The organism is Candidatus Eremiobacteraceae bacterium (assembly GCA_035295225.1).
In the GTDB taxonomy this organism is placed as follows: Bacteria; Vulcanimicrobiota; Vulcanimicrobiia; order Eremiobacterales; family Eremiobacteraceae; genus JABCYQ01.
The window spans coordinates 24,840-36,070 of record DATGJI010000015.1 but is presented as its reverse complement, the minus strand read 5'-3'; the positions used below and the strand labels follow the sequence as shown (position 1 = coordinate 36,070).

The window sequence follows — 11,231 nt, the reverse complement described above, 5'->3', positions numbered from 1 at the left end:
GGTCGGTGTTTTCGAACGCGCCGGCGGCGTCGTCTTTCCCGAGCGAGCGGTGCACGCGTTTCTTGGAACCGCTGTCGACGCGGGCGCCGAGCTGCGGTTCGGCGTCAACGTCGTGGACTGGAGCGGCTCGGGTTCGCAGGTGCTTCGAGTGAGCTTGGGCGGCGGTGTCGACGTGAGCGCGCGGCGCATCGCGCTGACGATGGGGCCGTGGCTCTCTTTGATGGCCGAAGCAACCGGCGTGCCGCTGCGCGTTCAACGCAACGTCCAAGCGTGGTTTCGGCCGAATGCGCCGGGCTTCTCACCCGATCGGTGCCCCGCGTTTCTGCTCGATCGACCCGAACTCCCAAATCCGCTCTACGGCGTACCGGATCTCGGCGATGGAGTGAAAGCCGCATTTCATTCGGTCGGGCCGTTCACGGCGCCGGACGACCTTGATAGGACTGTGACGAAGAACGATACGGACCCGATCGCGCGCGCCCTCAATGCCTGGATGCCCGGAGCGGCGGGAGAATTCATCGGCGCCAGCGCGTGCATGTACTCGCTCACGCCGGATGAACATTTCGCCATCGGCGCGCACCCGTACGACGACCGGGTGATCGTCGCCGGCGGGTTTTCCGGTCACGGTTTCAAGTTCGCGAGCGTCGTCGGCGAACTCGTCGCCGATCTGCTCGCCGAAAGAGCGCCGCGTCTCAACATCGACTTCCTGTCGCCGCGACGGTTCGCTCCCTAAGTCCCGACGGGTTTGGTGAGCGGCACCTCGATGTAATCCTCGTAGAGGAGTCCCTCGGCGATCTCCATGGATTCGGCCAGCAGATGTTTGTCGGCGGCAGCGGCTTCGCAGGTCTCCGCGGATGTTCGCAAGCTTCCCATGACCGCCGTGGTCGACGATTGCGTCTCAAAGGCGAGCCACGCCGCGCAGCCGAGATCGCCGGGAGAAAAACCGGAGGCAAGCGCGTCCGCGTACGTTGGAAGGGTGACGCCTGGGAAGCGATAGGCGACCGCCGACCGATATGCGTTGAAGCGCTCGGGGGATGAGAAAAGGTCGAGCATCGTCAGTTGCGCGGATAGCTGGGCGGTCTGCGCAGCGTACATCTCGTCCGAGGCACGCTCGGCGACGACTCGCGCGCTTGCTGCCGCGCTTGCCAGCTGCACGAGGATCGGCGGCACGCGTTGGCCGTGTGTCTGAGGAGAAGGCGACGCGGCGGGCTGGCCGTTCGGGGCATAGTCCCCGATCACGCTGCGCAAACCGATGAGCGAATTCTCGAGTTGTGCGACCGCAGCCCGGCTATCGCTCACGGATTGCACGAGCGCAGTCGTCGATGACGAAAGACCGGTCGTCATCGCCGGATAGTACTGCAGGAGACTGGCGTATGACGGCGTCAGCGAGTCCGGTTCGTGCAAGGGCGCGAGCATATCGTTCAATTGCTGCTGATTGCCTGCGACGAGACCAGGCGCTGATCCGAAGACGTCCGATGTGAGGTTCCCGACCGCTGATAAGTCGCGGTTGAGCGAGACAAGCACGGGCGGCGGCCCGCCGGGCGGCGATCCGGCGGCCGGCGGCGCCGAGGCCGCGGGGCTCGCCTGAGTATCGTCGAGCCGGAACGCACCGACGGCATTGGAAAGTCGTTGCAGCTGCTGCTCGACCGAGTTGAGTTCCTGATCTCCGTCGCCGGCTTGCTTCTTGATGTCGGGAAGCGCCGCGTCGGCAGCACGTTGAGCGGCGACGAGCGCAGCTGCGGCGGCGATCCGTTTTGGATCGGCCGGCGTGATGATCGGCGCGGAAAGGCGGCTGTCCGGCGCAGCGAGCGCACCCGCGCTGCGCAGGGCGTAGTTGGCGCTCTGGGTGAGTTCATTGGCTTGCGCGCTCGGATCGAGCGCCGCGGCGAGTTGCAGTTCGGAGCGCGCGTACGAATAACGGCCTTCGAGTTCGTCGTGCGCGGCTCGGGCTACTAAGACGCTTGCGCTCGGTCGATCGAGCTCCGCGTATCCCAGCAGATGCGAGACACGATCGGCAGGCACGGGGTGGTCTAAGAACGCCTTATCCGTGCGGCTGTCGGGCCCCGGATCTTGCGTGCCAAGATCGAGCATGGTGTCGACGACCGAATGCGAGTCGTAGCCCGCCTTCGTCATCAACGTGAGTCCGTAGTGATCCGCCGCGAGCTCGTCACCGCGCGAGTACTTATCCGACGCAAGTTCACCGCCGATGCTGCCGAGAACAGCGGCGGGTCCCGAGACTATCGAGAGAATGCCTTCGATGATCGAGATGATCGAATTGACGTTATCGGCTTTCGTGACGTGATGAAGCTCGACGTGACCCATTTCGTGGCCGAGCGTGCCCGCGAGCTGATCGTCCGACGTCACGAAATTCAAGAGACCCATATTCACATGGACCCATCCGCCCTTGATGGCGAAGGCGTTGATGCTCTCGTCTTGGATCACCGTAAATCGGAACGTGATGTCGCGGCGCATGCGATACTGCGCGAGTTTCGAACCTATCTGATTCACCCAAGATGTGATGAACGGGTCCTTGATGATGACGCTTTGCGCGTCGATCTCCTGATTCTCGCGCGCGCCCTGAGCGATTTCCTTGCTCGTTGACATAGCGAGGACGGGGCTGCCTTCGAATTGCAAGAGGAGGACCAATATCAGTGCGATTGCGCGCGCGGGGCGCCAGATGACGTGCATGCCGGTCATATCAGGATAACGCATTTATGCTGGGAATTGGCGCAGAAGGGCCCCGGCGCCCCCCACTCATAGAGGTCAGCCCCGCACCGCATCTGTAACTGCGGCGCATGGCCGACCGTCATTTCTACGATTTCAAGATCGGCGAGCGTTTGGTGCTCGAACCGCCGGAAAGCGGTCGACGCGCCATTTTGCGTATCTCCGTCCGGCGGAGGAATGCGTAAGGTCGAGTCACAGCGGCCGCATCGGTCGCTGTGGCTCGAATCATCGCTGGGCGACGAGCCCGACGCGCCGCCGCTCGCGGGGCGCTCTGTCGTCGACGTCGCGATCGTCGGCGGCGGGTTTGTCGGTCTGTGGACGGCGCTGCGCATCAAAGAGCTTGAACCAGACTGCTGCGTCGCCGTACTGGACCGCGACATATGCGGCGGCGGCGCATCGGGCCGCAATGGCGGCTTCGTGCTCTCGTGGTGGCCGAAATATCCGTCACTCGTCAAGGCGGCAGGCGCTGACGAAGCCGCCCGGCTCGTGCGCGCGTCGGAAGACGCCATCGAATACATCGGATCGTTTTGCCGGCAGCACGGCATCGACGCGCACTTCACGCAAGCCGGCTGGTTATGGACGGCGACGAGCGCAGCACAAGAGCATTCGTGGGAAGCTGTCCTTGCGTTGTCCGAAACCCTTTCGCCGGGTACGTTCGTGCGACTGGATCCGAGCGACGTCGCGTCGCGCTCCGGATCGGCGGTGCACCGCGCGGGCGTGCTCGAGCGCGGCGCGGCGACCGTGCAGCCAGCCGCGCTCGTGCGCGGAATGCGCCGCGTCGCGATCGAGAAAGGGATACGGCTGTTCGAGCACACCGCGGTCGAACGGTTTTCACGATCGCACCCGCTCGTCGTCGAGACGGCTGAGGGCACGATCGCGGCGAACGCGATCGTGCTTGCCACGAATGCGTGGGCGATCGGCATCCCCGAGCTCAAGCGATCGATTGCGGTCATCTCGAGCGACATCGTCGCGACCGCACCCATTCCGACGCGGCTCGCCGAAATCGGCTGGACGGGCGGGGAATGCATCGCCGACTCGCAGATGATGGTCTGCTATTATCGAACGTCGCGCGATGGCCGGATCGTCTTCGGGAAAGGCGGCTGGGGACTGGTCTATGGCGATCGGATCGGTCCGCGCTTCGATCGCGATCGCGAGCGAGCCGCGCTCGTCACCCGCGATTTTCGTCGCTGTTATCCCATGCTCGCGGACGTGCCCATCACCCACGACTGGTGCGGATCGATCGATCGCTCGATGGATGGTCTGCCGGTCATCGGAACGCTCGGATCGAGCGATGCGGTTCATTTCGGTATCGGCTGGAGCGGCAACGGCGTCGGTCCGAGTGTGGTCGGCGGAAAGATCCTGGCAAGCCGTGCTCTCGGGAGAAAGGATGAGTGGAGTTCGAGCGGACTCGTGAACCGCCGGACGAAAGCGTTTCCGCCCGAACCGATCCGCTATGTCGGGGCCCACGTGGTGCGCCAGGCCGTGCTTGCCAAGGAAGAAGCCGAGATGGCAGGCCGTTCGCCATCGTGGCTCGCCGTTCGCCTCGCGCGTTTGGCGCCCTCGGGCCTGGAGGACAAATAAGACCTCGAATGGCAACGCTTGCGGGCCGACTGGCGTCGGCCCCTTCAAATCGCGGCGGGCCGACAGGCGTCGGCCCCTTCGAATTGCGGAGAGAGCATAATGCCAGCAAAGTCCGCCAAGCGCGCGAAATCTCTGCGCGCTCTCCTCAAAGAAGAGATCGCCTTGCGCGATCACGCCGAGAAGGTCGCCGCGATGAGACGGGCGCTGCCCCCCGGCGAAATCGTGAAGGAAGATTATGTGTTCGATGACGGTCGCCGCAAGGTGCGGCTGTCGGAACTTTTCCAACGCGGCCAGAAAGAATTGATCGTCTACCATTTCATGTTCGCGCCGAAGGACGCGAAGCCGTGCCGCATGTGCAACATGTGGGCCGACGGCTACGACGCAGTGGCGCCGCACGTGCGCGATCGCGCGAACTTCGTGCTCGTCGCCAAAGCGCCGATCGCGAAATTCAAGAAATGGGGTAAGAGCCGCGGTTGGAAGAACATCCGTCTCTTATCGAGCTACGGCACGACCTTCAATCGCGACTTCGAGGCCGAGGACTCGGATGGCGACCAGTGGCCCACGATCAGCATCTTCACGAAAGATAGGAAGGGAGTCATCCGCCATCAGTATCAGAAATTCGCGCTGTTGAAGAAGGCTACGTACCGCGGCATCGACCTCTTGTCGCCGGTCTGGAATCTGTTCGATCTGCTGCCGAGCGGTCGAGGCAATTGGTTCCCGAGCTATCGTTATTCCTAGAGCGGAGCCGCGCGCGACAACATGACTGCGCCCGGCGAGCGCTACGATTTCTTGAGCCGGTGGCGAATCGACGACGCCAGCCTGACCGAGGTCGCCGACGTTCTTGAGGACACGGCGTCGTTGCCTCGCTGGTGGCCGGAGCTCTTCAAGTCCGTCAGCATCGTGGTTGCCGGCGGCGAACATGCCTTGGGGCAGGTGGCGAAGTGCACGTGTCGTGCGCGATTGCCGTACACCCTTCGCTTTACGTACACGGTCGTCGATCAGCGTTACCCGTTCGGATCCACGCTTGATTCAACCGGCGATCTCGTGGGGCGCGGCATTTGGCGGCTGTCATCGCGTGACGGCGGCGTCGATGCCGAATATCAGTGGCAAGTCAGGCTCGAGAAACCTTGGCTGAGATTCCTCTCGCCGGTTTTACGGCCGCTGCTTGGCTGGAACCACGAGTGGTCCATGCGCAAAGGTGAGGCCGGATTGCGGCGCGAGGTCGCTCGACGTTCGGCGTAAAAAACGGCCGCAAGTGAGCGTTCACTGTGCGGGAGGCGGCGATGTCCAACGGATTTCTCGGTTTCGACCATATCGATCTTCGGGTGAGGTCGCTACCCGCCGTCGAAGCCTTCTATGACGACTTTCTTCCGAAACTCGGGCTCACGCGCAAGCGGTTCGCGCACGTAGACGCCGGCGGCGAGTGGCACGAGCCAAACGACGAGAGGCCCTACAACGCCGCAGAATATTATGAAGAGCCAAAGATCGGCACGGCTGCATTCTTCATCGGGGTGATCGAGGATCTCGCGACGCGGCCGACGGCAACACGCGTCGCGTTCCGCGTCGCATCTCGCGCTGATCTCGACATGTGGCAACGCGAGCTCGCGTCGATCGGCGCGGTTCGCGTCGAGCCGTCCGCTGAGATGGAGACATACCCGGCGCTGTTCTTTGAAGACGCGGCGGGAACGCGGCTGGAGTTGTGCGCGCGCCGTCCGCACGCGGGCGGCGAATGACGCCGGCCGCGCCGTGATGCTTTCGCCGTTCAAGCTAGAGCGGTATTTCGCGCGCTATGAATTCACCGCGCCCTATCTTCTGTGCGCGTCGGATTGCGAGGCGCTGTCGCTCGAAGAGCTGCTTCAGCTCGAGCCCGAGGCCGAGAAGGCGTTGCGCGCCTTACGCCTGGGATATGTCGAACCCAACGGTTCGCTCTCTATCCGCGAGTGCGTTGCTGCGCTCTTCGATGGGGTTGCGCCGGACGACGTCTTGCTGCACGCGGGAAGTTCAGAAGCGATCTACGCGTTCATGCTGTGCGCGCTGAACCCAGGCGATCACGTCATCGTCCAATATCCGTGTTACCAGTCGCACTACGAAGTCGCCAAGAGCATCGGCTGCGAATTGACGCTGTGGGGCGGCGACGAACGGCGCGGCTGGGAGCTGGATATTGAGTTCCTTCGGACCGCGATCCAACCGAACACGCGTGCAGTCATGCTGACGGCTCCGCACAATCCGACCGGATATCTCATGAGCAGGGCCGCGCTGGACGAGATGGTGTCGATCGTGAGCTCGCGCGGTATCTACCTTTTCTGCGATGAGATATTCCGCTTCATCGAACAGGATGCGGCACAGCGACTGCCCGGAGCAGCAGGGCTGTACGAACGAGCGGTCTCCATCGGCGGGCTTTCCAAGACGTTTGGACTGCCGGGCGTGCGGGTCGGGTGGGCCGTCAGTCACGACCGCGCGCTGCTCGCGAAGATGATGCGCCTCAAGGATTACCTGAGCCTCTGCAACGGTGCGACCGATGAGTTCCTCGCCGGCATAGCGCTGCGTCATCGCGCGGAGCTGCACCGCCGAAACCTTGAGATCATCATCGAGAATCTTCGACTCGTCGAAGCGTTTCTCGAGCGCCGAGCCGACCTCTTCGCTTGGCAACGCCCGCGAGCGGGAACGGTCGGACTCGTGCGTTATCTCGCGCCGGAGGGCACGGCTGCATTCTGCGAGCGCGTCGTGCGCGCGTGCGGAGTTCTGCTGCTTCCGAGCGCCGAGCTGGAATTCGGCGACAGCCACTTTCGGATCGGCTTCGGCCGCCGCGATCTACCGGGCTGCCTTGCGCGACTCGAGGGTTACGTCAATGGTCGCTCGTAAGCGATTCGGTTCCGGCGGGCCGCTCGTCTCCGTGATAGGTCAGGGGACGTGGCCGCTGCCTGACCGCGATGCGCTGCGCCACGGGATCGCGCTCGGCCTCACCCACATCGACACGGCTGAGATGTACGGTGACGGACGCTCTGAAGAGATCGTCGGCGAGGCGATCGCAGGCGTGCCGCGTGCAGATCTGTTCCTCGTCTCGAAAGTGCTGCCTCAGAACGCCGATGCGAAGGGCGTCATCCGCGCATGCGAACGCTCGCTGCGGCGAATGCGGACGGACTATCTCGACTGCTACTTGCTGCATTGGCGCGGCAGCGTGCCGATCGAGGAGACGATGGCGGCGCTTGAACGGCTCGTCGAATCAGGGAAGATCCGCTCGCTCGGCGTCAGCAATCTCGATCCGTGGGATTTGCGGGAAGCCGCAGCGGCGCTGCGATCGAACGCGATCGCTTGCGATCAAGTCCTCTATAATCTCGAAGAGCGCACCATCGAGGATCACGAGCTGCCGTGGGCACGCGAAAACGGCGCCGCGATCGTCGCATACACGCCGCTCGGCAAACCGACGCTCGACGCGAAGAAGAAGCGGTATGCAGCCGTCGCGCAGATCGCGGCCACGCGCGGCGTGAGCGCGCAAGCCGTGGCGCTTGCGTTTCTCATCAGGGACGAGCGCGTCTTCGCGATTCCCAAAGCATCGCGCATCGAGCACGTGGCGGCGAACGCCGCCGCGGCGGCCCTCACGTTGGATGAAGATGAAATCGCGGCGATCGACGCCGCGCATCCGAAACGCCGCCGCGTCGGTGCGCTGCCGACGAACTGACGCGCCCTTTGCTGGGTGACGGTTGCAATACCGCACAACAATCGGGAATGATTTGGCGCGGACGCGCGAGCAGAGGTCCGCTCGGCGAAAAGTTCGAAGGCCGACCGCCGCCAACCGTCCGCACGGCATCCTACCATGGAGTGAACGTGAGAACAGCGCTCGCCGTATTTGTCCTGACCTTCGCCATTTTCAGTTCGGCTCCGGTGCGAGCCGCCGCGCCGCCGGCGCTCCCGCCATCCAAGGACTCGACGACACATGCCTCCATCTCCCTTTCCGGCCGCTCGTTCGCATACGCTGCGACAGCGGGAACTATCACGCTGGTAAACGCTGCCGGTACACCCACGTGCAGCATGTTCTATACGGCGTTCACTGCCGACGGCGTGTCGGATCTCAGCAGGCGTCCGGTGACGTTCTTTTACAACGGCGGCCCGGGATCGTCCACGATCTGGCTGCGCATGGGTTCGTTCGCGCCGAAACGTGTGCAGATACCGAACGCGGTGCACGCGCCGCCTGCGCCTTACCGGTTGTCGGACAACCAATACAGTCTGTTGGATAAATCAGACCTTGTCTTTATCGATGCGCCGGGGACCGGCTTCAGCCGTGTCGCGCTCACCGCAAAGGGCAAGGATTTCTATGGCGTAGATGAAGATGCGCGCGCGTTCAAGCAATTCATCGAGCGGTACCTCACGAACAACCACAGGTGGAATTCGCCGAAGTTCTTATTCGGCGAGTCGTACGGCACCACGCGCTCTGCGGTGCTCGCGAATCTGCTGCAACAGGACGGTGTGGATCTCAACGGCGTCGTCTTGCTCTCGTCGGCGCTGAACTACGCGTCGTTCGGCGGAGGCGACGGCATCGACATCGAGTATTACGGCTACCTGCCGACCGAAGCCGCGCTCGCGTGGTACCATAACAAATTGCCGCGGCGCCCGGCCGACCTGGCAGCATTCGTGGCGTCCGCCCGCCGGTTCGCGATCGGCGATTACGCGCGTGCGCTGCTCCAAGGCTCGAATCTCTCCGAGACGTCGCGGAACCGGATCGCATATCAGCTCTACACGTATACCGGCATCAGCCCGCAATATTTCCTTCAGGCGGACTTGCGAATCGAGCCGGGAGAATTTGAAAAAGAGTTGATGCGCGATCAGAATCGCACCACAGGACGGCTCGACGGCCGTTTCATCGGCATCGACGGCAAGGCGACGGGAGACGGCCCGGACTACGACGCGTCCGATGTGGCGGTCGCGTCGGCGTACACGTCGCTCTTCAACGACTACGTCCGAGATTCGCTCAAGTACAAGACCGAGCTGATCTATCGGCCTACCGCGTACGATATCGTCGGCGGACCGAATTGGGACTATTCGCATAACATCGACGGGAACCAACTCCCGTTCCCGGACGTGATCCAAGATCTGCACGACGCCATGACGCAAAACCCGCACCTGCGTGTGTTCTCGGCGAACGGTTACTTCGACATGGCCACGCCGTTCTTCGCCACGCAATATCTGCTCGATCACATGGAACTCGATCCGACGCTGCGCGGCAATCTGAGCTACGGTTTCTATGAATCCGGCCACATGGTCTATCTGCGCGACTCGGCTCTGCAGCAATTCCGCGCCGATCTTGGCAAATGGTACGACTCGGTGCTCGCACGATGAGCGGCGGCCTGAACGACATGGAGCAGAAGAAGATGAAAGCGGTTCTCGCCGCCCTCGCGTTCTCAGTGGTTCTTGTCTCGGCAGCGCCTTCTCGGGCTGCAGGCACGCCGTCGGCGCAATCCGCGCAACCGGCGAGCGCTCCGCAAAGCGGAGCGCCGGGAGATTCGTCGGTCCATCAGACGATAACGCTCGACGGCAAAGCGATCCCATATACGGCGACGGCCGGAACCATCGCGTTGAAGGACGCTCAGGGCAACACGACCTGCACGATGTTCTACGTCGGCTACACGGCTGACGGAGTCGCAGATCTGAGCAGGCGACCCGTCACGTTTTTTTACAACGGCGGCCCGGGCTCGGCATCGGTCTTCTTGCACATGGGCTCGTTCGGTCCGAAGCGGGTCCTGACGGCCGATGGCCAACACACGCAGCCGTCGCCGTATCAACTCGTGGACAACCAATACAGCTTGCTCGACAAGACCGACATGGTGTTTGTAGATGCGCCCGGCACGGGATTCAGCCGCTTGGCACCATCCGCGAAGCCTGAGGACTTCTACGGCGTCGACCAAGACGGTACGGCGTTCAAGGAATTCGTGGAGCGCTACCTCGGACAGAACGGGCGGTGGAACTCGCCAAAATTCCTGTTCGGCGAGTCGTACGGCACGACGAGGTCGGCGGTCCTCGCGAATCTGCTGCAGCAGGACGGCAACGACCTCAACGGCGTCATCCTGCTCTCCTCGGCCCTGAACTTCGCCACGGGTTTTATCGATGGCGACGGGTTGGACTCGCTGTATATCGGATATCTGCCCACGGAATCGGCCATCGCCTGGTATCATAACAAGATCCCGAACCGGCCGGCGCAGCTCGCGCCGTTCGTCCAATCGGCGCGCGACTTCGCGATCGGCGAATACGCGGATGCTTTGCTGCAGGGCTCCACGCTGAGCGCTTCGGAGCGGGATGACGTCGTCCGAAAAATGCACGCGTTCACCGGCCTAAGCGAACGATTCATCCGCAACGCCGACCTGCGCGTGGAACCGGGAGAGTTCGAAAAAGAGCTGCTGCGAGCGGATAATCGGACGGTCGGACGCCTCGACGGCCGGTTCTTAGGCATTGACAACAAAGCCGTCGGCGACACGCCCGATTACGATCCGACGAGCACGAACGCGGAAGTCACGGCGCTCAACGACTACGTCCGCTCCGGACTGCACTATCAGACCGACCTGATCTACGATCAGCTGAGCTTCGCCGTCAACAGCGCGTGGGATTTAACGCATACGATCGACGGCAACAAGGAATCCATCGCGGACGTGCTGCCCGATCTGCACGATGCTATGACGCAAAACCCGCACCTGCGAGTGTTTTCTGCGAACGGTTACTACGATATGGCGACGCCGTTCTTCGGAACGCAATACGCGCTGACGCACATGAATCTCGACCCGTCGCTGCGCGCGAACATCACATATGGTTTCTACGAGTCAGGACACATGGTCTATCTGCACGAGCCCGCGCTGGCGCAATTCAGAGCCGATCTAGAACGCTGGTATGATTCCGCGCTTCATTAAGATAGCGCGGAAATCAGGGGTCGGCCGGACGCATCG

General features: G+C 62.9%; 10 protein-coding genes. 9 read left to right on the top strand and 1 reads right to left on the bottom strand.

The annotated features are described in order from the left end of the window. Positions 1 to 730, top strand: a 730-nt coding sequence (locus tag VKT51_01895) for an FAD-dependent oxidoreductase (GenBank protein ID HLJ82912.1), incomplete at its 5' end; no start/stop codon positions are given. Here VKT51_01895 and VKT51_01890 read toward each other — a convergent pair. Then, complete coding sequence (locus tag VKT51_01890; GenBank protein ID HLJ82911.1) at positions 727 to 2,709, bottom strand: M48 family metalloprotease; 1,983 nt, start codon at positions 2,707 to 2,709, stop codon at positions 727 to 729. The two genes, VKT51_01895 and VKT51_01890, sit on opposite strands and share 4 nt — an antisense overlap. A gap of 189 nt (positions 2,710 to 2,898) precedes the next feature. Between VKT51_01890 and VKT51_01885 the strand changes: the two genes are divergently transcribed. The 8 genes from VKT51_01885 to VKT51_01850 all read left to right on the top strand — a co-directional run bounded on the left by VKT51_01885 (position 2,899) and on the right by VKT51_01850 (position 11,195). Then, positions 2,899 to 4,302 (top strand): FAD-binding oxidoreductase, encoded by a 1,404-nt coding sequence (locus VKT51_01885; GenBank protein ID HLJ82910.1) that lies wholly within the window; start codon positions 2,899 to 2,901, stop codon positions 4,300 to 4,302. Positions 4,303 to 4,401: 99 nt separating this feature from the next. Then, complete coding sequence (locus VKT51_01880; GenBank protein ID HLJ82909.1) at positions 4,402 to 5,040, top strand: DUF899 family protein; 639 nt, start codon at positions 4,402 to 4,404, stop codon at positions 5,038 to 5,040. 21 nt (positions 5,041 to 5,061) lie between these two features. Continuing rightward, the gene (locus VKT51_01875; protein ID HLJ82908.1) at positions 5,062 to 5,544 is read left to right on the top strand and encodes an SRPBCC family protein; all 483 of its coding nucleotides are present in this window, start codon (positions 5,062 to 5,064) and stop codon (positions 5,542 to 5,544) included. A gap of 41 nt (positions 5,545 to 5,585) precedes the next feature. After that, positions 5,586 to 6,035 (top strand): VOC family protein, encoded by a 450-nt coding sequence (locus VKT51_01870; GenBank protein ID HLJ82907.1) that lies wholly within the window; start codon positions 5,586 to 5,588, stop codon positions 6,033 to 6,035. A gap of 16 nt (positions 6,036 to 6,051) precedes the next feature. Continuing rightward, entirely contained in the window at positions 6,052 to 7,164 is a 1,113-nt protein-coding gene (locus VKT51_01865; protein HLJ82906.1) for an aminotransferase class I/II-fold pyridoxal phosphate-dependent enzyme, read from the top strand. Further along, positions 7,151 to 7,981 carry an aldo/keto reductase gene (locus VKT51_01860; protein ID HLJ82905.1) on the top strand — a complete coding sequence of 277 codons (831 nt, stop codon included), beginning with the start codon at positions 7,151 to 7,153 and terminating at the stop codon, positions 7,979 to 7,981. Before VKT51_01865 ends, VKT51_01860 begins: the two co-directional genes overlap by 14 nt. A gap of 146 nt (positions 7,982 to 8,127) precedes the next feature. Further along, positions 8,128 to 9,636 (top strand): hypothetical protein, encoded by a 1,509-nt coding sequence (locus VKT51_01855; GenBank protein HLJ82904.1) that lies wholly within the window; start codon positions 8,128 to 8,130, stop codon positions 9,634 to 9,636. Beyond that, positions 9,609 to 11,195 (top strand): hypothetical protein, encoded by a 1,587-nt coding sequence (locus tag VKT51_01850; protein ID HLJ82903.1) that lies wholly within the window; start codon positions 9,609 to 9,611, stop codon positions 11,193 to 11,195. Before VKT51_01855 ends, VKT51_01850 begins: the two co-directional genes overlap by 28 nt. Positions 11,196 to 11,231: the final 36 nt, after the last annotated feature.